We start from the raw sequence: 22,701 nt of genomic DNA on the forward strand, positions 1-22,701 counted from the left end.
AGGCTATCGGTCGCTCGGCCGGCCACACCCCGACGGCTGTCGTGGGTGCCGGGAGACTATTCGAGCAGGCCCCGGATGTCCTCCGCGGTGAGGGCCTGACTGAACACCGCGTCGTCGTCGAGGACCGCGGCGAACAGCTCGGACTTCTTCGCCTGCAGCGCCATCACCTTCTCCTCGATCGTGTCGGCGGCGACCAGCCGGTAGACCATGACGTTCTCGGTCTGGCCGATGCGGTGCGTGCGGTCGATGGCCTGCGCCTCTGCGGCCGGGTTCCACCACGGGTCGAGCAGGAAGACGTAGTCCGCTTCGGTCAGGTTGAGGCCGAACCCGCCGGCCTTCAAGCTGATGAGGAACACGGGGGCGTCACCGGTGCGGAACCGGTCGATGACCTCACCCCGACGACGGGTCGACCCGTCGAGGTACTCGTACGCGATGCCCTGCTCCTCGAGCCGACGAGCAGCGGTACCGAGGAAGCTCGTGAACTGGCTGAAGATGAGCGCCCGGTGGCCCTCGGCGACGACGTCGTCGAGCTGCTCGAGGAGTGCGTCGAGCTTGCTCGAGGGGATGCCCGCGTGCTCCTCGGCGTCGATGAGACTCGCGTCGAGGCTGAGCATGCGGAGGAGGGTGAGCGAGCGGAACACGATGAACCGGTTGCGGTCGAGGTCGTCGACGAGTCCGAGGAGCTTCTGTCGTTCGCGCTGGAGGACGAGGTCGTAGAGCTTGCGGTGGGCCGGCGCGAGTTCGATCCGCAGCACCTGCTCCTGCTTCGGCGGCAGTTCGGGCGCGACCATCTCCTTGGTGCGTCGCATGAGCAGCGGACGGATGCGTCGGCGCAGGGTCTGCAGCCGACTCGAGTCGAGACCCTTGCCGATCGGCTTGACGTAGTGCTCGGTGAAGCGCGGCGCCGACGCGAACAGGCCCGGCGCGACGATCGACAGCAGCGACCACAGCTCCATGAGCGTGTTCTCGATGGGTGTGCCGGTGATCGCGAGCTTGAACGGTGCTCTGAGGTCGACCGCGCACTCGTGCAGCTTGGCGCGGTGGTTCTTCACGAACTGCGCCTCGTCGAGGATGAGCCCCGACCAGTCGACCGCCTGGTACGCCGCTGCGTCGAGCCGGAACAGCGCATAGCTCGTGACCACGATGTCGGCGCCCGCCGCGAGGTCCGCGATCGACGCGCTCCCCTTCGCCTGCGTGGCTGTGATGCTGCGGACGACGAGGTCGGGCACGAAGCGGGTGGCCTCGGCGACCCAGTTGGAGACGACCGACGTCGGGGCGACCACGAGGAAAGGTGGTGCCGTGGTCCCGGTGGTCTCGCGCGCGTGGGCGACGAGGGCGAGGGTCTGCAGCGTTTTCCCGAGGCCCATGTCGTCGGCCAGGATGCCGCCGAGTCCGTGCTGCCAGAGGAACGCGAGCCAGCGGAAGCCCTCGACCTGGTAAGGCCGGAGGTCTGCGTGGAGTCCCGACGGCAAGGCGGTGTCGGGGACCGCTTCGATCGCGTTGAGTCCGGCTGCAGCCTCGCGCCACGAGACGGCCTGCTGGGTCTCGTCGGCGAGGTCCTCGAAGTCGGCCCAGAGGCTCGCCTGATAGCGACTGATGCTCGGCTTCGTCTCCCACTCCTTGAGCGCGGCCGCCTCGGTGAGCAGCTCGCGCAGGCGGTCGAAGGCGGGGTGCTCGAGCGAGAGGTAGGTGTGGTCGACCATGAGCAGCTTGGTGCGCCCCTTCGAGAGGGCCTTGAAGAGGGGCTCGAAGGGGACGCTGTAGTCGCCGATGTGGATGACGATCCCGAGGTCGAACCAGTCGCGTTGCTCCGTCTCCACCGTGGTGACCGAGATGTGGGGCGTGCCCGTGAGCTCCCGGTACTCGGGGCGGTCGCCGGACACCTCGACGAGGACGTCGTCGAGCGACTCGAGGACGGGGAGGGTGCGCTCGGTGACGAGTGCCGCGTCGAACTCCGTCAGGACCTGCGGCCGGGGCGGCCAGACGCCCGGGGTCGTGAGCTCGTCGAACGAGCCCGCGGCGAGCGCCCGGCGTTCCGGTTCCGCCGCGGCGGCGATGGCGGCGCCGACCCGGTCGAGGATGGCCCGCTCCGCGCGTTCGTCGCGGAGGACCTCCGCTGCGGCGGCGTCGGTGGGACCGCCGTGCGGCACCGTCGACACGAGTGGTCGTCCTGCGGCGACCGCCGGGGTGCCGCCACCGATCGGGACGCGCTGCGCCGGGGCGTACTGCCAGAACCAGGCGAGGCGCAGGGTCTGCTTCGGTTCGAAGGAAGCCGTGAGGACGAGGACCGGCGGCACGATCTCGGGCAGGGCCACGGTGCCGTCCGTCGAACTCAGCGAGATGCTGCGGCGGAGTCGTGGGACGTAGTGCTCGAGGAACTCCGGCACCTCGGCCTCGGGGACGACGACCGGCTCGCCAGGCCCGAGCAGTCCGCGGGCCTCGTCCGTCAGCGGTTCGGCGAGCGGGGCGAGCACGATCGCCTGCTGGGGTTCGAGCGTGTAGTGGTAGAGCCCGTGGTCGCCGAGGGCTCCGCTCGTGGCCGCGTCGACGTCGGTGCCGTCGATCGTCACGACGGATCGGAGGACCACGCCCTCGTCGTCGTGCGCGGCGTCCAACCGGATGGCGGCGGTGGTGCCGAGGACGACCGTGCCTTTGCGCGTACCGACGAGTTCGATCCCGAGTTGGGCCGCCTCCTCGAACAGATGCCAGAGGACGGGACTGCCGAAGTCGTCGAGGACGAGCCAGTCCGAATCGCCGGCGCCGGCGTAGGCACCGGCCGGTGGACGGGTGGCACGCAGGAGCGCCTGGAACTGCGTGAACCACTGCTGGTGCGCCGGATCGAGCGACAGCCGGTGGCCCTGGTGCGTGAACGAGGTCCACGAGATCGTCGACTTCACGAAGCCGCCGCCGGCCTTCTTGACGACGGGTCGGACGGCGATCCGGCGGGGGTGCCGGGGCTCGGGCGGGCCTTCGGCCGTGCGGGAGGTCGGTCCGCGCCAGCGTTCGGCGGTGCGCGGGATGCTCTCGCGGACCTCGAACTGCAGCCCCATGGCCGTCGGCGCCGTGGCACGACCGGCATCGCCGGCGAGGGAGTCGAGTCGGTTCCGCCAACTGGGCGGTGCCGGCGGCGTCTGCGGACTCGGGGTCCATCGCGCTGCTCGTCGTTCCGCCTCCGGACGCCAGGCGTCAGGGAGGTCGTCGAGCTCGTCCAGGGCGTACATCGGCCGGTGCTCGGCCGGTTCGTCGAGCACGGGGTCGTTGATGGGCGCGGTCCAACGTCGGTCGGAGCGCCAGGACGCCTCCTTCCCGGAAGGCGGCCGTTGTGGTGCCACCCACCGGTCGGAGCGACCCTCGGCCCGGAGATGGGCCGCGTTGCTGTGCAGCAGGGTGGCGACGATGTGCTTGCAGTCACCGCGCAGGGGGCAGGAGCACGCGCTGCCTTCGATGCGAGCGAACCCACCGGTGTCGTCGCCGAGGTCGATGATGCAGGCGTACGGGACGTCGGTGGAGCCTTCGACGATCCCGTGGAGCCGACGCTTGTCGGGGTCCCAGTCGGCAGCGGTGACCCGGCCGTCTCTCGCGTAGACCCGGCCGCGGTCGAACGCCACCCGCCCGACGAGCCGGACGAGGTCGGCCACGTCGACCAGTGGTGCGGGCTCGGGAGTCATCGCCCCATGGTCTCACGCACGACGGACACCCCTCCCTCGAGCCAGCGCGGTGCGCTGACGCGAGCGCGGGTCTGCGACGTGAGCGCGCCCCTCCGGAGGGGCGCGCTCACGTCTGTGGGTCGCGGTCGGTCCAGCGCCCCGCGCTGACCACAGCTCCGACCGAGGCACGTCCGGCGGCTCGTAGAATGAGGTAATGACCTCTCTCCCCCACGACGAGCCTGCGAACCACGCTCCCGGCGACGACGCGGGCATCGATCCCACCGATCTCGAGGTCACGCTGCGCGTCCTCCAGACCATGGCGACGATGGACGAGGAGCACCCCGACTACCTCCAGGTGCGCCGCGCCACCGCCAAGATGTTCAAGGCGGTCAAGAAGGAGCGCCGGCTCGACCGTCGTGCCCGGATCGCCGACGCCGACCGCGCCGTGATCGCCGCCACCGCGACGGGCGCCCCCGACCGCATCGACGACGAGACCCGGGGCATCCCGCTCGCCACCACCACGACGGCTCCGACCGCCGGCGAGCTGCTGGTCCCGCGCAACTGCTACATCTGCAAGCAGCCCTACACGACGGTCGACGCCTTCTACCACCAGCTCTGCCCGCAGTGCGCGGCGATGAGCCACGCGAAGCGAGACGCCCGCACCGACCTCACCGGCAAGCGCGCCCTCCTCACCGGTGGCCGCGCGAAGATCGGCATGTACATCGCGTTGCGACTCCTGCGCGACGGAGCACACACCACCATCACGACGCGGTTCCCGCGCGACGCCGTCCGCCGCTTCAGCGCGCTCCCCGACAGCGCCGACTGGCTGCACCGGCTTCGCGTCGTCGGCATCGACCTCCGCGACCCGGCCCAGGTCATCGCCCTCGCGGATTCCGTGGCCGAGCAGGGTCCGCTCGACATCCTCATCAACAACGCCGCGCAGACGGTCCGCCGCACGAAGGGCGCCTACCAGCCGCTCGTCGACGCGGAGCTCGCCCCACTGCCCGACGGCCCGCTGCCCGAGCTCGTCACCTTCGGCCACACGAACGACGCACACCCGCTGTCGCTCGCGGCGTCGGTGTCCGCCCACCCGATCCTCGCCGCAGCGGCGGCCAAAGCCGATGCGCTCACCGAAGCGGCCATGACGGCCGGGTCATCCTCGCTCGAACGGCTCGCCGCCGGCACCGCGATCGACGCCGGCGGACTCGTCCCCGACGTCGACCACAGCAACAGCTGGGTGCAGAACGTCGACCAGGTCGAGCCCATCGAGATGCTCGAGGTCCAGCTGGCGAACGCGACCGCCCCGTTCATCCTCATCAGCCGCCTGCGTGCCTCGATGGCGGCGTCCGACTTCCCGCGCACCTACGTGGTCAACGTCTCCGCGATGGAGGGCGTCTTCGGTCGCGGCTACAAGGGCCCAGGCCACCCGCACACGAACATGGCGAAGGCCGCGCTGAACATGCTCACCCGGACGAGCGCGCGGGAGATGTTCGAGACCGACGGCATCCTCATGACGAGCGTCGACACCGGCTGGATCACCGACGAGCGCCCGCACCCGACCAAGGTGCGGCTGGCGGAGGAGGGCTTCCACGCCCCGCTCGACCTCGTCGACGGCGCGGCGCGGGTGTACGACCCGATCGTCCGCGGCGAGGCCGGCGAGAACCTGTTCGGCGTCTTCCTCAAGGACTACCGCCCGAGCTCCTGGTGAGCTTCGACTCGCGGTCGTGGTCGAGGACCCGGAGATGATCGGTCTGGCGGCCGTCCGCTTCCTCCGGGAGGCACCGCTCGGTTCGCGGGTCGTCGTGCGCTTCGCACTGCCCGAGGGCGCCGAGGCGAGTGCGACCGACGCCCTCGGCGAGCTCGTCGAGCGGTCGGACACGGGCTGCACGGTCGAGACCAAGCGCGGACCGGTCGTGATCGCCGACGCCGACGTCATCGCGGCGAAGCCCGTCCCGCCTGCGCCGGCACCACGGGAACGCCGCCGCTCGGCCTAGGCTGGGCCGATGAGCAGCGAAGTCACCCAGGACCCGTCGCCGACGCAGCATCGCGTCGAAGTGACGCTCCGACGTCCCTGGTACGGCGCGTTCCAGCGTCCGACGGTGGTGTTCGACGGGCGAGGCCAGCCGGCGCAGTGGGGTACGGGCAGCTGGCGGCTCGGCGGGACGGAGGTCTCCTTCGAGGTTTTCCTCTTCAATCGGGTCTGGCGGTACGGCGCGGCCCGGACCACCTTGACCGCCGGCGTCGACACGTCGCTCGTCTATCGCGCGCCGCTCCTGCCGTTCCTCCCAGGTCGGTTCACAGCGAGCTGAGCGGTGGCTCGGAAGCCCGTCGGCGGCCGCCCCTAGGCTGGCCGGATCACCCTTTCACGCACGGGCATCGGGAGAACACGGCATGGCGAAACGCACCGGAACGACGGCACCACGGCTCGACCCCGTCCGTCTCATCGGATTGACCGACGGCGACGAGGGCGCCCTCGACGCGCACGACAGTGTCGAAGGCCTGCGGTTCGCCGACCTCGACCTGTCGCACCGTGACCTCTCGGGCATCACGATCTCCGAGTCCCTGCTTGCCGGCATTCGAGCCGACCAGACCGACTTCAGGGCCGCGTCGTTCCTCGACTCCCGGCTCGAGCGGTGGGACGCGCCCATCCTCCTCGCCCCTCGAAGTCGCCTGCGCGACGTCGAACTGGAGGGGTCCCGGGTCGGTTCCGCCGACTGCTACGACGCGAACTGGCAGTCGGTGCGGGTCACCGGATGCAAGCTCGGGTTCGTGAACCTGCGCGGGGCCGTGCTGCAGGACGTCCTGTTCGAGGACTGCACGATCGACGAACTCGACCTCGCCGATGCGACGGCCACCCGGGTCCGGTTCGTCGACTGCACGCTCAACAGTCTCGACGTCACGCGGGCGAGGCTCACGGACGTCGACCTCCGGACGCTCGAGCTCCGCCGCATCGCCGGCATCGAGCATCTGCGGGGCGCGACGATGACGCCGTTCCAGGTCGGAGAGCTCGCAGCGATGTTCGCGGAGCAGTTCGGCATCCGAGTCGAGGACTGACCTCCCGGGTTGCGCCAGCGCGGTGCGCTGACGTCACCGCGGGTCTGGCGCGTGGGCGCGGGTCTCCGGAGACCCGCGCTCACGCGTGTACCCCGCGCCCACGCCGCTTCCCCCGCACTCGCGCCAGCGCACCGCGCTGACGCTCGATGACCCGCGCTCGCGCCGGCGCACCGCGCTGGCACCCGCTCCACCGACACCCGCTACCGGGGCAGACGGACCCCGATGCGCTCCAAGTGCGCGTTCGAGAAGGTTCCGGCGGGATCGAGCTCCTCGAAGAGGTCCCGCGCGTCGGCGAGTCGCGGCACGACCTCGGCGATGCGCTCGGCGGTCAGGAGGTTGAGCTTGCCCCAGTGCGGGCGGGCGTCGAAGGGTGCGAGCGCCTCCTCGATCGCGGGCAGCACCGCTCGGACCTCCTCGGGCAGGTTGCGCCAGGTGAAGTGCACGGCGAGCATCTCCCGGTGGTACGCGCCGCTCAGCCAGAGCTTGTCCGGCGCGGCCGTGCGCAGTTCGGTCACGAGCAGCAGCGGGGCGATGCGGTCGCCGAGCGCACGCAGGGCCGTGATCGCGGCGGGTCCGTCAGCGCGGTCGATGAAGTACTCGGTCTGGATCTCGTCACCGTTGCTCGGCGTCGACTCGAGCCGGAAGTGCGGCAGCCGCTCCCACCAGTCGCCGGGGACACCGCCCTGCAGGGTGAGGTTGTCGGGGTCCGTCTCGACGAGGTTGCCGGCGGTCAGGGAGTCCCGCTGCACACCGAGCCACGACTCCGGGACCACGGGCAGTTCGTCGTCACCGGCGACAAGGCGGGTCTTCCACCAGATCTGCTCGACGGTGTCGCCGAGCCAGTTGGTGAAGATGCTGACGCTGTAGGCACCGCCGGTGACGCCCTCGAAGTCGGCGAGCACGGCATCCCACGGGACGTCGCGGTAGACGTCCTGACGCACGCGGTAGGCGGGCTGCACGTCGACCGTCACGCGCACCACGATGCCGTACGCGCCGAGCCCGACGACGAGGCCGTCGAAGCCGGGGTCCCCGCGACGCACGTGGACGAGTTCGCCCGTGGCGTCGACGTACTCGAGGCCGCTCACCACTGAGGACAGGATGCCGTTGTCGTTGCCGGATCCGTGGGTGCCGGTCGCGATCGCGCCGCCGATGGAGATGTGCGGGAGCGACCCCATGTTGTGGAAGGCGAGGCCCTGTCCGGCGAGCCAGGCGGCGGCGATCCCGTAGCGCGTCCCGGCTCCGATCGTCACCGAGCCGGCAGCCTCGTCGAACACCGGGTCGGCGGGGATGTCGAGCACCGTGATGAGCGTGCCGTCGGAGTCGGCGAGGTCGGTGAACGAGTGTCGGGTGCCGAGGGCGCGGACACGCGTGCCCGTCCTGGCGGCCTCGGCGACGAGTGCGCGGACCTCATCGATCGACGTGGCGTTCACGATCCGCGGCGCTGCGAAGGTGTGCGTGCCGGCCCAGTTGCGTTCAAGCGTCATGAGCGCAAGCTTGCCAGAGCCGGGACGACCCGCAGGCGTTCCCGAAACATTTCCAGTCAGGCGGGCGGAGCGGCGTGCTTGTTCTCGAGCAGGACACCGACGGCGACGAGCACGACCGCGCCGAGGAACTGCGCGATGATCCAGGGGATGCCGCCGAACGGGAGCGGGAGGACCGGGTTCCACACGATCGCGACGAGCAGCGTCGGGATCATCCAGAGCGGCTGCTTGGCCTGCCAGGCGAACACGGCCATGATGAGCGCGAGGATGCTCACCACGAACAGCACGATCGTGAAGGCGTCGAGCTCGAGCAGCGCGAGGCCCAACATGAGCGCGACCGCACCCATGATGCCCGGGATGAGCGCCGGGCGAAGGGCGAAGGGAGCGGGTGCGGGGGTCGGACTCGGCATCCCACGAGTTTACGTGGAGCGGCGGGGCGTCGCCGAGCGGTGCGGCGGGGCCGATGCGGCACAATCACTGCATGGGCGTTCTCATCTACGGTGCCGGAAGTCACTACGACTTCGACGACCGCGTGCTCGCCCATCTCAGGGCGGCGGTCGGGAACAAGCTGCGTCGTCGGGAGTCCTTCTTCGTCGAATGGACGAAGGGCGCTGTGGACGGCGGTGGGCGCGTGAGTCTCTGGATCACGAGCGACGTCCCGCTGCAGTTCCGGTTCGCGCAGGCGGAGCCGCCGGTCAACCAGGCGTGGGTGCGCGCCCTGCTCGACTCCTCCTACACGCCGGGCGGCATGATCCTGACGTCCGAACCCGACGCATCGGCGGATGAGCGGGAGGGCTGACATCCGACGATGACGGGGTCAGTCGGCTGCGTCCTCGACGCGGGCGAAGCGCGGTCCCTCGTAGCCGTCGCGTGAGACGGGCTCGACGAACATCACGAGCGGTCGTACCCACGACGTCGGCGGCGTCGTGGTCGTCTGATAGAAGACGTACGGCTCCTCGGTCTCGCTGTGGCGTCCGACGCCGATGACCTCGTACCGCGCACCTTTGAAGTGCCGGTAGGTGCCGGGCTCGACGCCGAAGGACTCGCCGTCGGCGGTGCTGGCCGTGTTGTCGTCGCTCATGCCGCGATTCTAGCCAGCGGGCGTCGCGGAGTCAGTGCTCGCTTCGTCGGCACGGAGCTCTGACACGTGCTCCACCAAATCCTGCATCTGGCGGGGGAACGCCTCGCCGATGTCGATGCCGAACCGATCGGCGATCACAAGACAGGACCAGATGGCATCACACAGCTCGTGCTCGAGCTGTTCGAGTCCGATGCCGTCGATGCGGCGCGTCCCCTCGAGCGTCATCACGATCTTGGCGAGGTCACCGACGTCGCCGACGAATCCGAGGGCGACCTCCTGGTTCGTCCACGGGCGTCCGATCCGCTTCGTGCTGAGATCGTCGTAGGCGGCGGCGACCTCCATGGCGTGGGCGTTCAGCGTTGCGAAGTCCTGAGTCATCCCCAGAGCCTAGCCACCGCCGTCGACGCCCTCCTCACTCGGAGGGAGAGACTCAGGCCGAGCGGAAGTAGTCGGAAGCGGCCTTCGTGTAGAGGAGGATCAGGCCGATGACCGCGAGCAGCAGGCTGATGATCTGCGTCGCGACGTTGCCGGTGGTGACCATCGCGTAGACGGCGCTGGCGATCGACAGCACGAGGACGATCGTGGTGAGCACCCTCGCCACACCGCTCCCCCGCAGGAGGCCGACGCCGACGATGATGGTGATGATCCCGAGGATCAGCGAGACGAGACCGGCGACTTGCATCCCCTGGAGGTTGCCGTTCGGCGTGTTCGCGCCGATCATCAGGAGCGCGCCGCCGAGGGCGCTCAAGAAGCCCTGGATCCAGACGATCACCGCGACGATGGTCACTCCCCCTGGTCGTTTCGCCATCCTGCACACCTCTCGTTCGTCGTTCGACGATCCCGGATCGGGACCGTCCCCGACCCTAGCGGTGTGCTACCGGAGACCGCCAGGGGTGGAGCGGAAGGCCCAGCGCGCGGTATTCGGCGGAGACGTCGAGAGGGCGACCGCATCGGGAGGCCGCGTTGCGACCCGAGGACCGCATCCTGGGAGCACCGCCGCAGTGACTCACCCGGCGGTCGGCACGACGTCCCAATGCTCGCGGATGAGCTTGTCGTCGACCCGGAAGATGTCCGCCGCCAGAACGGGGTCGTCGGCCTTCGCGCCGACGCTCTGCGAGAAGGTCCAGACGAGGTCGCCGTCGCTCAGCGAGATGACCGACTCCTGCGGCGGGAAGGTGGCAGACCCGGAGAAGAACGACTTGAGCGCCGCCGTGCCGTTCGGTGCGACCGGGTTGTGCTGGAGGTAGGCGGGGTCGAACGCTTTGTCGAGGATCGAGACGTCCTGGTCGCGGAACAGCGTGTCGTACGCGCTCACCGCGAACGTCCGGTTCTGCTCCTCCTGCGACTCCGACGGCGCGACCGCGGGCTTCGCCGGGCTGTAGAGGTCGCTGAACATCGTGTTGGTGTTCCCGCTCGCCGGCGTCCCGGTCGCGATCGGCTGATCGAACGCCCAGCGCTCCACGACGGCGCCGTCCCGCACCCGGAACAGGTCGACGGCCGCCTCGCCCGTCCGCTCGTCGGACGGGTCGGGGGCGACCTGGTAGTGCACGGCCACGAGGTCGCCGTCGGCCGCGGTGTGCTTCACGACCGCCTGCGCGCCCGGGACCCGCGTCCGGTCGGCGGTGAACTCCGCCAGGACGCCGCTCGGACCGGACTTCTGCCCGGAACCGTGCGCGACGGCGTCGGCCGCGACCAGCTTGTCGGTCGTGGCCACAGCCTTCGAGGAGGCGGGGTCCGGGAAGGCGTCGGTGTAGAGCTTGAGCACGGCGGCGAGGTTCTTCTGCTCGGTCTTCGAGTCGCTGCGGTCGCCCGTCGAGCCGCCGTCGGCACTTCCCTTCCGCGCCGGCGAGACCGAGGACGACGGATCGGGCACGGCTGCCGACGTGGCCTGGCACCCCGCAAGGAGTGAGACGCCGGCGAGGACGGCGGCGGTGCGGACGAGGGGGACGACGAGGGCACGCGATCTGGTCATGGAATCACTGTGCGACGGCGTTCTGAACCTCAGGTGAGGTGTTTCTGGGCTTCGCTGGGAATCCGTGTCTTTGAGTTCTGCGGCGGTTGAAGCCTCCCGCAGTCTGCCCTCGCAGCTCGCATCCGTTCGATCCGTTCTCTACCCTGGATGCAACGACCGTGACATCCGGGGGGGCATCGTGGGCCTGATCCAAGACGTGGGTGGTGGGCTGCTGCTGGCGCTCGGGCTCCTGCTCGCCGGGCTCGTGCTCTTCCTCGTCCTCGCGTTGGGCACCCAGTACGCGCGGATGCGCCGTCGACGGCCGCAGGGGAAGCAGGCTCGTGCCGACGCCGAGCTCCGGGCGCAGCTGTTCGAGGACGGTTTCTCCGAGCACGAGGTCGCCGACGCGATCCAGGTGTCCCGGACCCGTGATGATGCCTGATCGATTCGACGAGAGGCTCTGTGCATGCTGAACCGGTACGCGCTCGGTCGCACCCTCGGCGGTCTGCTTGGTCTCGGGATCGGCTACCTCCTTTGGGAGATGCTCCGGAACGCGATGCTGCGCGAGATCCCCGCCGGTGTTTGGGAAGCGGCGACGGCTTCCGACGCCTTCGTGTCGCTCATCGGCATCGCAGCGGTCGCGCTGATCATGACGCCCGGGCTGATGCTGTCCGCCGTCGCAGAGCAGGCGACGAAATGGCTGTCGCGCTCCTCAGCTCTCGGTCAGCGTGTAACTCGGCGCCCAGAGCCGGGATAAGGCCCAGCCTCGATCCGGTGCCGGGAGTGTCGACGTAGCCGTTCCACGATCTCATCGCGTCTGCCATGCATCCATGGCGCGGCGACGGCGTCCCACTCCTCTGGGAACGGGATGTAGAGCACGGGCGGATCCACGCCCCACCCGGCGTCGAAGACGAAGCCCTCGGCCCCCTCCCAGTAGACGACCTCTTCCTTCCAGCGAGGCTCGACCTCGAACTCCGCTCCTGTCCCCGTCTGCACGCTTCGATGCTATTCCGGCTGCGCCCGCCGACGGACGGGCATGACGACGAAAAACCCCCTCCGTCCCGGTGTTACTCGGGGATGGAGGGGGCTTCTTCGTGGCGGTACCGGTGGGATTTGAACCCACGGTGCTCTTTCAAGCACACAACTTTTCGAGAGTTGCACCTTCGGCCGCTCGGACACGGTACCGGGGTCGAGTGTAATAGAAGACGAGCGCCGACGCGAATTGAGCGAAGCCGGTCATCCACAGGCGGCGCGGAGGGCCGGCGGTGTCGGTGGCCGCGCTTAGGCTGGCCGCATGGCCAAGGCACCCTCCCCCGCGTTCCGCTGCACCGAATGCGGCTGGACCACCGCCAAATGGGCCGGTCGATGCGGCGAATGCCAGCAGTGGGGAACGGTCGTCGAAGCCTCGGCTCCCACCGGTGTCCTCGGCAAGCTGACGCCCATCCGCGCCACCGACGAGCGCGCCGCACGCCCCATCACCCAGGCCAGCGCCGACGAGGCACCCCGCTGGTCGAGCGGCATCGCCGAGTTCGACCGGGTGCTCGGCGGAGGCATCGTCCCCGGCGCCGCGATCCTCCTCTCCGGTGAGCCGGGCGTCGGCAAGTCGACCCTGCTGCTCGAGGTCGCATCCCGCGCGGCGAAGACCGGCGCCCGCGTCCTCTACGTCAGCGCCGAGGAGTCGGTCAGCCAGGTCCGCCTCCGAGCCGAACGGACCGGGGCCCTCCACGACGACCTCTACCTCGCCTCCGAGACCGACCTCGCCACCATCCTCGGCCACATCGATCAGGTGCAGCCCAAGCTCCTCATCGTCGACTCCGTCCAGACCGTCTCCTCCTCGCAGTCCGACGGCCTCGCCGGACAACCCGGCCAGGTCCGCGAGGTCTCTGCCGTCCTCACCCGCATCGCCAAGGAACGCGACCTCCCGATCCTGCTCGTCGGCCACGTCACGAAAGACGGGTCCATCGCCGGCCCCCGGCTCCTCGAACACCTCGTCGACGTCGTCTGCCAGTTCGAAGGCGACCGCCACACCGCGCTCCGCTTCCTCCGCGCACAGAAGAACCGCTTCGGCGCCACCGACGAGGTCGGCTGCTTCGAGATGGCCGGCGACGGCATCGCCGAGGTCCCCGACCCCAGCGCCCTGTTCCTCAGCCAGAACGAACCCGTGGCAGGCACCTGCGTCACCATCGTCATGGAGGGACGCCGTGCACTCCCCGTCGAAGTCCAGGCGCTCATCAACAAGACGCAGGCACCGAACCCCCGTCGCGTCACCAACGGCGTCGATCCCTCACGTGTCGCGATGATCCTCGCCGTGCTGCACGGCCGCTACTCCTACGACCTCACCGACCACGACGTCTACATCTCGACCGTCGGCGGCGTGAAGATCAGCGAACCGGCGGCCGACCTCGCGATCGCCCTCGCCCTCGTCTCCGTCATCCGCGACCTCGCCCTCCCCCGCGACCTCGCGGCCTACGGCGAGATCAGCCTCAGCGGCGAAGTGCGCCCGGTGAGCGTCGCGAAGCAACGCGGCTCGGAGGGCAACCGCCTCGGCTACAAGCTGCTGCTCAACTCCGACGTCAGCAACGACCTCAAGTCGGTGCTGGGCATCGCGAAGACCGCAGCCGAGGCCGCACGGCCTGCCCGACGCGAACGCGAGCTCGACGCGGCCTTCTGAGCGCGCCCACCCGCCTGCTCCACGAACCAGGCCCGGGGCGTGATGTTCACAACTCCTGCGGACTGGTCCCGCAGGGCCCCAGAACGGGACCTGCCCGCGTTCGGACGATGACCTGCGGGAGTTGTGAACCGCAGACGCCGCCGAGAACAGGATCCGCAGTCAGGGTCGGGCTAGTCGGCGGCCGGCGCCTCGAGCTCGAGCACCCGCAGCAGTTCCTCCGGCGACGCCTGCAGCGAGTGCGGGCCGGCGACGTCGAACAGCACCGTCTCGATGTCGTCACCGTAGGTGCGGAGGAAGCTCGCGAGCCAGACACCGTCGTGCAGACCGACGTAAGGAGGCAGGGCGGCCGGCTTGTTCTTCGCATCGGAGAAGAGGAGCAGCGCGAGCCTCGCGGTCTCAGGCTGACGGAACATCCAGACCTCGCCGGTCTCCGTCGGCTTGTCGGGGTTGCCCGGCTTCATGAGCGGGACGACGAACCGGCCGTTCCGCAACGCGAGTGCCACGGCCACCATGTCGCCGGCGGCGAGGGCCGCGGCCAGGGGCTCGGAACGGAACTCGGGTCGCTTCTGCTTCGCCATGCGTCCATTGTCGCAGGCCGGTGCGGGGCCACGGGTCGAGCACTTCGACAGGCTCAGTGACCGAGGGCGACTCAGCGACCGGGGGCGACTCAAAGACCGGGACGGCTCGGCGAGCAGGTTCGGTCAGTTGAGCAGGAACTGCGCGCTGTCAGCGGAGGCGAAGCCACCGATCGACGTGTTCAGGTGGTACGAGGCGCCACCGGCGGGCACCGGGTCGCGCGGCTGGTCACAGGTGTCGGGCGCCGACCGCGTGCGGTCCCAGGTGATCGGCGGGTTCGACGAGACCGTCTTCCCCGGCTCGAGGAGCACCTGCTGGTCACTCGGTGCCGTCTGGCAGTCGGTCGACGTCCAGTAGGGCTCCTCGCCGCTCGAGACCGTGAACACCTGCTGGCTCGTACCGGCGTTCATCGTGCACGCGGCCGAGCCGGTGTTCGTCACGCTGAGCGAGAGCTGCGGGAGTTCGTCCGCCGCGAAGCTCGTGCCGTTCACGACCGCCTCGACGCGGATCTGGTCGGCGGTGCATGCGGCCGCCGAACCGGGGTCGGTGGTCGCGGCCTCATCGATCGGCGCGGCCGTCGACGCCTCAGGAGCCGGCGTCGGCGCGGGGGTCGCGGTGGGCGTCGGGGTCGACGTCGCGGCCGTGTTCTCGGTGCCCGGACCCGACGCGAGACGGACGATGAGCACGATGACCAGGACGATGACGGCGAGCAGGACACCGAACACGATCAGCCTGCGTCGCCAGTAGACGGCGGGCCGCTCCGGTCCGCGGGGATTCGTGAGGCTCGACATGCTCACAGATTAAGTGCAGTGGCTCGGAAACGCCCGATGCCCCGCCGTCGGTGCGGACCGTGGTCCGACCGATGACGGGGCATCGGGATGGTGCTGGGTGGTGCGAGCGCCTAGAGCTGCTGCGCCGAGCGACGACGGGCGATCACGAGCGCGAGACCACCGACGAGGAGCAGCGCGGCGAGCGCCGCGTTCCCCCACGGCTCGGCACCGGTCTTGCTCAGGCTGCCGTCCTGGCTGCCGCCGGCCGTTCCCGAACCGGTCCCGCCGCCTGCACCGGGCTGGGTGCCCGGGTCGGTGCCGGGGTCGACCGCCGCGGCCTGCACGACGATGTCCTGCCAACCGATCACGTTGCCGTCGGCGTCCTGGACGACGAGGCGGTGGGCACCGACCGGCGCGTCCTCAGGAACCGTGACCTGCACGTTGCCGTCCGCGTCGACCTGCACGAGGCCGTCGCTGACGAGGATCGGGTCGGAGTGCAGCCAGACGCTCACCCAGGTGCCGGCGTACTCCTTGCCGACGTGGATCGTGGCGAGCTTGCCGATGATGAAATCGGTGATCGCCTTGATGAGGTCCTTGAGCGCCTGGATGAGCGCGGACTCCGGTGCGGGCGTCGGCGGCGTGACCACGGGCGGCGTCGCGACCGTGAGCGGCACCGTCAGCGTCGTCCCCGACTCGAGTGCCGTGAGGCGCACCGTCGCCGCGCCGTCAGCGGTACCCGCCGGGACGGTGAAGGACACCGTCGCGGCCCCCGCGGTGACCGGGACCGTTCCGATCGGCGAGCCGTTGAGTTCGATCGCCAGCGAGGTGTTCACCGGGCTGCCGGTCGAGGTGAGGTCGAGCTTCGCGACGTCGAACGAGACCGTCTTCCCTGCGGCGACCGCTGCGGTCGGCGCGTTCGTGACCTGCACGCTCTGGCGGGCGAAGTCCGGGGACACCGGGCTGTTCGCCGTCAGGTAGGCGATCCACGCGTCGCGGTCGACGAGACCGGAGTCGCGCGTGTCCGTGCCGTTCGCGAACTCACGGAAGTTGTCGCCACCCTGCAGCAGGAAGCTGAAGGAGCCGATCCGGTAGCTCTTGTTCGGGTCGATCGGAGCGCCGTTCACCGTGATGCTCGTGATGCGCTGTCCCTGGGCCTTCGTGGGGTCGAACGTGTACTGCACGTTCGACGACAGTCCGAGCTGCAGGTACGGACGGGACGGCACGTTCCCGGCCGCGTCGAGCTGCCACTGCTGCTCGAGCACGGTCTTGAACTGCGCACCCGTGAGCGAGGTCGTCCACAGGTTGTTGAGGAACGGCAGCACCGCGTTCGCCTCGGCGTACGTGATGTCGCCCGCGAGGATCTCCTCACGCATGCCGCCCGGGTTGACGATGCCGATGTCGGCTCCGCCACGGTCGGCACTCGAGAGCGAGGCGCGGAGGGAGTCGGCGACGAGCGCACCGAGCGTCGACTCGGCGCCGCGGTCGTCCTTCACCCCGTTGTTGAACGCGCGGGTGATGTCGGCCGTCGCCTCACCGATCTTCTGGTTGCCGATCTCCGCCGCGACCGCGAGGGCCTTGTCGGTGATCGTCTTGACCGTTGCGACCGCGGGGAACTGCTTGACCAGGTCGGCCTCGGCCACCGTGGTGCGTGCGACGTTCTTCGCCGTGTAGGCGGTCACGTCACCCGACGCGCGGTCGACGGTCAGCGTGATCTGGCCGATGAACTCGCCGTAGCTGCCGGTCTGGAGCACCGGGCGGGTCTTGCCGGTCACGCCGGGGATCGGAGCGTCCCATGCGTACTGCTTGTGCGTGTGGCCGGTGAAGATGGCGTCGACGTCCGCGCTCGTCGTGGTGACGATCTCGGTGAAGGCGCTCTCCTGGGCGAGCTCCTGCTCGAGGGTCGCGCCGTCCGGCGTGCCGGCTCCAGCGCCCTCGTGGTATTCGGCGACGATGACGTCCGCCTCACCGTTGGACTCGTCGCCGTCGGTCAGCTGAGCCGCGACGCGGTTCACGGCCTCGACCGGGTCACCGAAGTCGAGGTCGGCGATGCCGGCGGGCGACACGAGGGTCGGCGTCTCCTGCGTGATGGCGCCGACGACGGCGACCTTCACCCCGTCGATGTCGAGGATCGTGTACTCCTGGAGCGCGGGCTTCTTCGTGCCCTTCTCGTAGACGTTGGCACCGAGGTACGGCCAGGCCGCGTTCTTCCCGTCGGCCATGACGCGGTCGACGAGGTCGCCGTAGCCCTGGTCGAACTCGTGGTTGCCCACCGCGGAGGCCTTCAGACCGAGCGCGTTCAGCACGTCGATCGTCGGCTGGTCCTGCTGCGCCGACGAGGCGAAGAGCGAGGCGCCGATGTTGTCACCAGCGGAGATGAACGCCGTCTGGTCGGGCGCGAACATCGCCTTGAGCTGCTCGATCGTGCCCGCGAACTTCGTCGTGTTGGCGTCGATCCGACCGTGGAAGTCGTTGATGTTGAGCAGGTTGACGGTCGCGGACTCGCTCGCGTCGGCGCTGATGCCGACGATCACGGGGTCGTGGTCGCTCGAGCGGAACATGTCCGGCACGTTGAAGTCGGTCACGTTCGCGTTGTAGCGGGAGTACTCGAGGGCGATCGACTCGACGGAGTTGATGTTCCACACGTCGGCACCGGTGACGCTCTGGTCGGCTTCCGGCGACGCGAAGATGTGGTCGAGGGATCCGACCGCGCCTTCGTACGCGTAGGTGTACTCGCCGGTCTTGGCCTCCTGGCTGATGTAGCCGGCGTCGCGGAGCACGTCCAGCGGGTCCTCGGCGTCGTAGGAGTTGAAGTCTCCGACGAGGAAGACCTTCTTCGTGCCGACGTCCTTCGAGACCGTGTCCGCGAAGGTCACGAGGGCCTTGGCCTGACGCGTGCGGTCGCCGGTGAAGGCGCCCTGCCCGGTGTTGGCGTTGTCACCGGTGGCCGCTGCCGAGGTGCTCTTCGACTTGAAGTGGTTGGCGATCACGAGGAAGGTCGCGGCGTCGTCCGCACCCTTGGGCTTGAACGCCTGCGCGTCGGGCTCACGGGCGTTGTCGAACGCGGGCGAGTCGAGCAGGATGCGCGATTCACCGACGGTCTCGACGGTGGCCGACTTGTAGATGAAGGCCGTGCGGATGACGTCCTCGTCCGCGGGGACCTTCGCGGGTGAGGGGACGAACGTCCAGGTGCCCTCGCCGGCATCGGCGTTGAGCGCCGCGGTCAGCGTCTTGAGGGCTTCGTCGCGGTCGAGCCCGATCGAGGCGGAGTTCTGGATCTCCTCGAGCGAGACGACGTCGGCGTCCAGGGCGTTGATCGCGGAGACGATCTTCGCCTGCTGACGGGCGAGGCTCTCGGCCGTCGCCGCTCCCCGGACGCCACAACCGGAGGCGTCGGAGTTGTTCACCGTGGTCTTGCCGCCCTGACGGTCGGTGTAGAAGGTGCACCCGGTGCGGGAGTCGCCGGTGGTGGCGAAGTAGTTGAGGACGTTGAAGGTCGCGAGGGACACGTCGCCACCGACACCGCGAGGTGAGGTGGAGCGGGTGTTCTCGAACGTGGCCGGCTGCACGGTCGCCGTGTTGGCACCGGTCAGCTGCTGCGTGGGCTGGAACTTCCAGTTGCTGTTGCGGAAGTCGAAGACGACCGGAGCGGTGAAGTCGACGGCGGCACCGACCCGGACGGGCGCGGTGGTCGAGAGGTACGGCAGCGGGATGCCGGTGTTCTCCGCCTTCGAGAAGTCGACGGTCGCGCCGTCGTCGAGGACGACCTTCTCCGCCGGGACCCGTGCCGCGGCGGCGAGCGCTTCAGCGGAACCGGGCTTGCCGAGGACCGTCGGCGTGACGAACGGCGTCGTCGACGCCGCGAGCGCGATCTCGCCGTAGCGGTTCGTGCTGTAGTTGTCGGTGACCGTGTAGTCGCCGGCGGGGGCGAGCAGCATGCCCTCGAGGCGCTCGCGCTCCTCGTCGGTCGCCGGGAAGGCGACACTCGCGGCGGTCGGTGCGGTGACGCCGGTGGCGTCCAGTGCCGTGACGGCGGCCGCGTCCGTGACCTTCAGCTGCGTCAGGCCGTAGTACTCGTCCACGACGCCGGTGACCTGCAGGTACTGGCCGACGGTGACGGAACCGACGGTGGCCGGCGAGTAGACGAAGACACCGTCGGACGCGAGGTGCGTCGCGGGGTCGATCGCTCCACCGGTGCCCGCGGTCTGCAGGTAGTAGCCGTTGAAGCCACCGGTCGGGAAGCTCGCGGTGACGAAGCCGGTGGTGGTGACCGTCTGGCCGACCATCGTGCTCGCGGCGCCGGTGCCCTGGATCTGGGCGATCGTCGCCGTGCCGGGCTCGACCGGGGTGGTCGGGTCGGTGGGTTCAGGTGTCGGCTCCGGGGTGGGCTCGGGGTCGACCGGGGTGTCGCCGGCGCTGTTCTGCGGGGTGACGGTGTCGCTGAGCGTGAAGTCGGCGGCGTTGCTGTCGGTGTCGGCGAAGGTGGTACGCACGATCGACTTCGGGACGCTGTTGCCCGACGGCGACGGTGAAGCGGCCGTCTCGAAGGTGTTCGAGGTGCCGTAGCCGAGGAGGTCGACGATCGCCGGGTTACCGACGACGGAACCGGTCGGGAGCGTGACCGCCGCGGTCGAGGCGACGAGCGCGAGCGTGCCGTTCTGGCCCTGGGGGCTCAGGGTGCTCGTGACGTCGGGGGTCGGCAGCGCGACGCCGTTGGCACCGTTGGAGGAGCCCGACACGAGGTAGTAGCCGCCGGCCGCGATGGAGCCGGTGAGGGGCACCACGGTGGACGAGGCGCCGACGCCGTCGAGCTTGCGGTACTGGATCGACCAGCCGCTGACGTCGACTGCCGCGTCGCTCGGGTTGTAGAGCTCGACGAACTTGTTCAGGTAGGGCGCGTTCGCGCTTCCACCCGAGAGGTAGGCCTCGTTGATGACGACGCCGAGGCCGTCGGTGGAGGCGACGGCTGGTGTCGCCACGAGGGGTGCGGCGACGAGCCCGGCAAGGGCAGCGAAGGCGGACAGCCTCCACGGGTGTTTGAACGACATGTGGCTCCGAATCGAGGGCCGTCCCCGTTCGGAGCGCGCGACAACGCACCCCCCATTCGAGGCACAGACGATGGGTAGTGCCTCACAAGCTAACCGACATGCGTGACGGAAGACCACCGCGAATGTGAACGGCACGTAAATCCGGGCGTGCTCATGTGAGCAGCGGATTCGCGTCGGAAATCGGAAAAAGTGCTGATCAGCTCGGCGATGTGAACGGTCTCACCGGTCGCTCCGACGAGCGCCAACCTTCAAGCTGTGGTTCAGAGCAGCTTGAGCATCCGGGTGTTACCGAGCGTATTCGGCTTGACCCGCGCGAGGTCGAGGAATTCCGCAACACCTTCGTCCGACGAGCGCACGAGCTGTGCGTAGACCTCGGGTGGGACGATCTCCTCGCCGATCTCCTGATAGCCGTGTCTCGTGAAGAAGCCGGTTTCGAAGGTCAGGCAGAACAGGCGACGCAGGCCGAGCTCGATCGCGTCGTGCTCGAGGCGCTCGACGAGCGCGTGGCCGACCCCGGTACCGAGGTGGTCGGCGGAGACGGCGAGGGTGCGGACCTCACCGAGGTCCTCCCAGATGACGTGCAGAGCGCCGCAGCCGATGAGTTCGCCGTCGGGCGTCTCGGCGACGCGGAACTCCTGGACGGCTTCGTAGAACACGACGTCGTCCTTGCCGAGGAGGATGCGCTGCTGCACGAGTGGTTCGACGAGCGCCTGGATGCGGCGGACGTCGCTCGTGCGGGCGCGACGGACGACATACCCCTGCTGAGCCTGCTCGACCATCCCGCCTCCTCCTGTCAGAACCTCCGAGCAGTCTACTGACGCCAGCGCGGTGCTCCCGACCCAGCGCGGGTTGGTGGGCGCCAGCGCGGTGCGCTCGCGCAAGCGCTGCCGAAGCGGCGTGAGCGCTACCCAGCCGCGCGAGCGCAGGCCTCCAGAGGGGCGCGCTCGGTCCAGTGGGGCGCGCTCACGTCAGCGCACCGCGCTGGCGCCGGACGCCGGACACCGGAGTGACGACATCGGATCACGAGGTGCGGATCAGTGCCAGGACCTCGGACCCGCGGTGCCGGCAGGGTAGGTGTCGATCGACACCTCGTCCTTGCGCCACGCTTTGAGGACCGGCGCGACGATCCGCCAGCACTGCTCGGCGACGTCACCGCGCACCGACAGGGTGGGATCACCCTCGAGGATGCTCGACAGGACCTCGCCATAGGCGCTGAGCTGCCCGGCCTGGAGTTCCGCGTGGAGGGCGACCGGGTCCAGCTCGAAGGGGTCGTCCTCACCGTTGATCATCAGGTCGAGGTCGAGCGACGCCGGCTTCAGGCCGATCCGGAGCCGCGCCGGGGTCTTCATCCCGTGCAGGCCGGACGGGAGGTGCGGCACCGGCTTGAAGGTGAAGACGATCTCCTGACGGGTGTCCGCCAGCGCCTTCCCGGACCGCAGCACGAACGGGACACCAGCCCAACGCCAGTTGTCGATCGCGAGCGTCATCTCGGCGAGCGTCTCCGTGTGGTGCGACGGGTCCACGCCCTGCTCGTCGACGTAAGCGGGCAGCTCGCGATCGCCGATCGTACCGGCGCCGTAGCGTGCACGCCGGCTCTCCGTGCCGTTCGTCTTCCACGGTCGGGTCGCCCGCAGCACCTGGGCCATGCCGCCACGCAGATCCTCGGCATCGACGCTCGCCGGTGGCTCCATGGCCGCGAACGCGAGGACGAGGAGCAGGTGACTCTGGATCATGTCGATCAGGGCGCCCGCGCGGTCGTAGTACCCGGCGCGACCCTCGAGCGCCAGCTGCTCGTCGAAGACGATGTCGACACGTTCGACGTTGTCGGCGGAGAGGAGCGGTTCGAAGATGCGGTTCGCGAAGCGGAGGCCCAGCAGGTTGAGGACCGTCGACTTGCCGAGGAAGTGGTCGACGCGGAACACCTGCTCCTCCGGCACCAGGTGCTGGAGCAGGCGGTTGAGCGAGCGGGCGGAGGCGTAGTCGGTCCCGAACGGCTTCTCGAGGGCGAGCATGATGCCCTTGGGGAGCTCCAGCTTCCGCAGCGCCTTGCACGCGAGCAGGGTGATGGCGGGCGGCAGGGCGAAGTAGAGGGCGACGTTCGGTCCGGCGGCCGCGAGGACGTGTTCCAGTGACGCCGGGTCGGAGACGTCGGCCTGCACGTAGGTGGTCTCGGCGACGATCGTCTCGGCGAGCTTCGACGGGGCGTCCGAGAAGGCGGTCTCGACGCGCTTCCTCCAGGCTTCGTCGCTCGACTCGGACCGGTCGACCCCGATGAGGCGCACCGCCTCGCCACGCGGGGAGGCGAGGAGTGACGCGAGTCCAGGCAGCAGGAGTCGGGCCGTGAGATCGCCCCCGGCACCGAGGATCACGAGGGTTCGAGGGGCGGAGGATTCCGAGGTGGCGGCGGTCATGCGGCGATCCTACG

The 22,701-nt window shown here is 69.6% G+C and carries 21 protein-coding genes and 1 tRNA gene; 8 read left to right on the forward strand and 14 right to left on the reverse strand.

What is annotated here, in order from left to right:
- Positions 1 to 56 precede the first annotated feature (56 nt).
- A complete protein-coding gene (locus tag A4X17_RS03570) occupies positions 57 to 3,668 on the reverse strand; it encodes a DEAD/DEAH box helicase (RefSeq protein ID WP_064294304.1) in 3,612 nt (1,203 codons plus the stop codon).
- Positions 3,669 to 3,861: 193 nt separating this feature from the next.
- Here A4X17_RS03570 and A4X17_RS03575 point away from each other — a divergent pair, with 193 nt between their 5' ends.
- The 4 genes from A4X17_RS03575 to A4X17_RS03590 all read left to right on the forward strand — a co-directional run bounded on the left by A4X17_RS03575 (position 3,862) and on the right by A4X17_RS03590 (position 6,701).
- Positions 3,862 to 5,355 (forward strand): SDR family NAD(P)-dependent oxidoreductase, encoded by a 1,494-nt coding sequence (locus A4X17_RS03575; protein WP_064294305.1) that lies wholly within the window; start codon positions 3,862 to 3,864, stop codon positions 5,353 to 5,355.
- Positions 5,356 to 5,371: 16 nt separating this feature from the next.
- Positions 5,372 to 5,641 (forward strand): hypothetical protein, encoded by a 270-nt coding sequence (locus tag A4X17_RS03580; protein ID WP_231884283.1) that lies wholly within the window; start codon positions 5,372 to 5,374, stop codon positions 5,639 to 5,641.
- A 9-nt stretch (positions 5,642 to 5,650) separates the two neighbouring features.
- Complete coding sequence (locus A4X17_RS03585) at positions 5,651 to 5,956, forward strand: hypothetical protein (RefSeq protein ID WP_064294306.1); 306 nt, start codon at positions 5,651 to 5,653, stop codon at positions 5,954 to 5,956.
- 82 nt (positions 5,957 to 6,038) lie between these two features.
- The gene (locus A4X17_RS03590; protein WP_064294307.1) at positions 6,039 to 6,701 is read left to right on the forward strand and encodes a pentapeptide repeat-containing protein; all 663 of its coding nucleotides are present in this window, start codon (positions 6,039 to 6,041) and stop codon (positions 6,699 to 6,701) included.
- 200 nt (positions 6,702 to 6,901) lie between these two features.
- Here A4X17_RS03590 and A4X17_RS03595 read toward each other — a convergent pair whose 3' ends face one another.
- Complete coding sequence (locus A4X17_RS03595) at positions 6,902 to 8,185, reverse strand: FAD-binding protein (protein WP_064294308.1); 1,284 nt, start codon at positions 8,183 to 8,185, stop codon at positions 6,902 to 6,904.
- Between the two features lie 56 nt (positions 8,186 to 8,241).
- Positions 8,242 to 8,592 (reverse strand): DUF6804 family protein, encoded by a 351-nt coding sequence (locus tag A4X17_RS03600; protein WP_064294309.1) that lies wholly within the window; start codon positions 8,590 to 8,592, stop codon positions 8,242 to 8,244.
- A 71-nt stretch (positions 8,593 to 8,663) separates the two neighbouring features.
- Here A4X17_RS03600 and A4X17_RS03605 point away from each other — a divergent pair, with 71 nt between their 5' ends.
- Positions 8,664 to 8,981, forward strand: coding sequence for a hypothetical protein (locus tag A4X17_RS03605; protein ID WP_064294310.1), 318 nt, complete (start codon positions 8,664 to 8,666; stop codon positions 8,979 to 8,981).
- Between the two features lie 18 nt (positions 8,982 to 8,999).
- Here A4X17_RS03605 and A4X17_RS03610 read toward each other — a convergent pair whose 3' ends face one another.
- The 4 genes from A4X17_RS03610 to A4X17_RS03625 form a co-directional block, all read right to left on the reverse strand.
- Positions 9,000 to 9,263 carry a DUF1653 domain-containing protein gene (locus A4X17_RS03610; RefSeq protein WP_064294311.1) on the reverse strand — a complete coding sequence of 88 codons (264 nt, stop codon included), beginning with the start codon at positions 9,261 to 9,263 and terminating at the stop codon, positions 9,000 to 9,002.
- Positions 9,264 to 9,272: 9 nt separating this feature from the next.
- Positions 9,273 to 9,641, reverse strand: coding sequence for a hypothetical protein (locus A4X17_RS03615; protein WP_064294312.1), 369 nt, complete (start codon positions 9,639 to 9,641; stop codon positions 9,273 to 9,275).
- A gap of 52 nt (positions 9,642 to 9,693) precedes the next feature.
- Positions 9,694 to 10,071: a hypothetical protein gene (locus A4X17_RS03620; protein ID WP_147427080.1), complete on the reverse strand. Its 378-nt coding sequence runs from the start codon at positions 10,069 to 10,071 to the stop codon at positions 9,694 to 9,696.
- A 198-nt stretch (positions 10,072 to 10,269) separates the two neighbouring features.
- Positions 10,270 to 11,235, reverse strand: a complete 966-nt coding sequence (locus A4X17_RS03625) for a nuclear transport factor 2 family protein (RefSeq protein WP_064294314.1) — start codon at positions 11,233 to 11,235, stop codon at positions 10,270 to 10,272.
- A 178-nt stretch (positions 11,236 to 11,413) separates the two neighbouring features.
- Here A4X17_RS03625 and A4X17_RS03630 point away from each other — a divergent pair, with 178 nt between their 5' ends.
- Positions 11,414 to 11,656 carry a hypothetical protein gene (locus A4X17_RS03630; RefSeq protein ID WP_064294315.1) on the forward strand — a complete coding sequence of 81 codons (243 nt, stop codon included), beginning with the start codon at positions 11,414 to 11,416 and terminating at the stop codon, positions 11,654 to 11,656.
- 24 nt (positions 11,657 to 11,680) lie between these two features.
- On the forward strand, positions 11,681 to 11,971 hold the full coding sequence (locus tag A4X17_RS03635; RefSeq protein ID WP_064294316.1) for a hypothetical protein: 291 nt from the start codon (positions 11,681 to 11,683) through the stop codon (positions 11,969 to 11,971).
- On the opposite strand, the gene A4X17_RS19115 is transcribed toward A4X17_RS03635, so the two are convergent.
- Both A4X17_RS19115 and A4X17_RS03640 read right to left on the reverse strand, forming a co-directional pair.
- Positions 11,938 to 12,210 carry a hypothetical protein gene (locus tag A4X17_RS19115; RefSeq protein ID WP_157583304.1) on the reverse strand — a complete coding sequence of 91 codons (273 nt, stop codon included), beginning with the start codon at positions 12,208 to 12,210 and terminating at the stop codon, positions 11,938 to 11,940. The two genes, A4X17_RS03635 and A4X17_RS19115, sit on opposite strands and share 34 nt — an antisense overlap.
- Positions 12,211 to 12,309: 99 nt before the next feature.
- Positions 12,310 to 12,399: transfer RNA gene (locus A4X17_RS03640), tRNA-Ser, on the reverse strand.
- 109 nt (positions 12,400 to 12,508) lie between these two features.
- On the opposite strand from A4X17_RS03640, the gene radA reads away from it, so the two are divergent.
- On the forward strand, positions 12,509 to 13,885 hold the full coding sequence (radA, locus tag A4X17_RS03645) for a DNA repair protein RadA (RefSeq protein ID WP_064294317.1): 1,377 nt from the start codon (positions 12,509 to 12,511) through the stop codon (positions 13,883 to 13,885).
- Between the two features lie 170 nt (positions 13,886 to 14,055).
- Here the strand turns inward: radA and A4X17_RS03650 are convergent, their stop codons facing one another.
- The 5 genes from A4X17_RS03650 to A4X17_RS03670 form a co-directional block, all read right to left on the reverse strand.
- The gene (locus A4X17_RS03650) at positions 14,056 to 14,463 is read right to left on the reverse strand and encodes an SseB family protein (protein ID WP_064294318.1); all 408 of its coding nucleotides are present in this window, start codon (positions 14,461 to 14,463) and stop codon (positions 14,056 to 14,058) included.
- Between the two features lie 123 nt (positions 14,464 to 14,586).
- On the reverse strand, positions 14,587 to 15,252 hold the full coding sequence (locus tag A4X17_RS03655) for a hypothetical protein (protein WP_064294319.1): 666 nt from the start codon (positions 15,250 to 15,252) through the stop codon (positions 14,587 to 14,589).
- Positions 15,253 to 15,362: 110 nt separating this feature from the next.
- The gene (locus tag A4X17_RS03660) at positions 15,363 to 20,276 is read right to left on the reverse strand and encodes an ExeM/NucH family extracellular endonuclease (protein ID WP_064294320.1); all 4,914 of its coding nucleotides are present in this window, start codon (positions 20,274 to 20,276) and stop codon (positions 15,363 to 15,365) included.
- A gap of 260 nt (positions 20,277 to 20,536) precedes the next feature.
- Positions 20,537 to 21,055 (reverse strand): amino-acid N-acetyltransferase, encoded by a 519-nt coding sequence (locus tag A4X17_RS03665; protein ID WP_064294321.1) that lies wholly within the window; start codon positions 21,053 to 21,055, stop codon positions 20,537 to 20,539.
- Between the two features lie 255 nt (positions 21,056 to 21,310).
- A complete protein-coding gene (locus A4X17_RS03670) occupies positions 21,311 to 22,687 on the reverse strand; it encodes a glucose-6-phosphate dehydrogenase (RefSeq protein WP_064294322.1) in 1,377 nt (458 codons plus the stop codon).
- Positions 22,688 to 22,701: the final 14 nt, after the last annotated feature.

The organism is Plantibacter sp. H53 (genome assembly GCF_001650455.1).
Lineage (GTDB): Bacteria > Actinomycetota > Actinomycetes > Actinomycetales > Microbacteriaceae > Plantibacter > Plantibacter flavus_A.

Bases quoted from the DNA above. Each gene is read 5' to 3' on its own strand.
- A4X17_RS03670 (WP_064294322.1), bottom strand. From the start codon at position 22,687: ATGACCGCCGCCACCTCGGAATCCTCCGCCCCTCGAACCCTCGTGATC.
- A4X17_RS03585 (WP_064294306.1), top strand. From the start codon at position 5,651: ATGAGCAGCGAAGTCACCCAGGACCCGTCGCCGACGCAGCATCGCGTC.
- A4X17_RS03610 (WP_064294311.1), bottom strand. From the start codon at position 9,263: ATGAGCGACGACAACACGGCCAGCACCGCCGACGGCGAGTCCTTCGGC.
- A4X17_RS03615 (WP_064294312.1), bottom strand. From the start codon at position 9,641: ATGACTCAGGACTTCGCAACGCTGAACGCCCACGCCATGGAGGTCGCC.
- A4X17_RS03600 (WP_064294309.1), bottom strand. From the start codon at position 8,592: ATGCCGAGTCCGACCCCCGCACCCGCTCCCTTCGCCCTTCGCCCGGCG.
- A4X17_RS03570 (WP_064294304.1), bottom strand. From the start codon at position 3,668: ATGACTCCCGAGCCCGCACCACTGGTCGACGTGGCCGACCTCGTCCGG.
- A4X17_RS03665 (WP_064294321.1), bottom strand. From the start codon at position 21,055: ATGGTCGAGCAGGCTCAGCAGGGGTATGTCGTCCGTCGCGCCCGCACG.
- A4X17_RS03620 (WP_147427080.1), bottom strand. From the start codon at position 10,071: ATGGCGAAACGACCAGGGGGAGTGACCATCGTCGCGGTGATCGTCTGG.
- A4X17_RS03625 (WP_064294314.1), bottom strand. From the start codon at position 11,235: ATGACCAGATCGCGTGCCCTCGTCGTCCCCCTCGTCCGCACCGCCGCC.
- A4X17_RS03595 (WP_064294308.1), bottom strand. From the start codon at position 8,185: ATGACGCTTGAACGCAACTGGGCCGGCACGCACACCTTCGCAGCGCCG.
- A4X17_RS03575 (WP_064294305.1), top strand. From the start codon at position 3,862: ATGACCTCTCTCCCCCACGACGAGCCTGCGAACCACGCTCCCGGCGAC.
- A4X17_RS03660 (WP_064294320.1), bottom strand. From the start codon at position 20,276: ATGTCGTTCAAACACCCGTGGAGGCTGTCCGCCTTCGCTGCCCTTGCC.
- radA (WP_064294317.1), top strand. From the start codon at position 12,509: ATGGCCAAGGCACCCTCCCCCGCGTTCCGCTGCACCGAATGCGGCTGG.
- A4X17_RS03635 (WP_064294316.1), top strand. From the start codon at position 11,681: ATGCTGAACCGGTACGCGCTCGGTCGCACCCTCGGCGGTCTGCTTGGT.
- A4X17_RS03590 (WP_064294307.1), top strand. From the start codon at position 6,039: ATGGCGAAACGCACCGGAACGACGGCACCACGGCTCGACCCCGTCCGT.
- A4X17_RS03605 (WP_064294310.1), top strand. From the start codon at position 8,664: ATGGGCGTTCTCATCTACGGTGCCGGAAGTCACTACGACTTCGACGAC.
- A4X17_RS03650 (WP_064294318.1), bottom strand. From the start codon at position 14,463: ATGGCGAAGCAGAAGCGACCCGAGTTCCGTTCCGAGCCCCTGGCCGCG.
- A4X17_RS03655 (WP_064294319.1), bottom strand. From the start codon at position 15,252: ATGTCGAGCCTCACGAATCCCCGCGGACCGGAGCGGCCCGCCGTCTAC.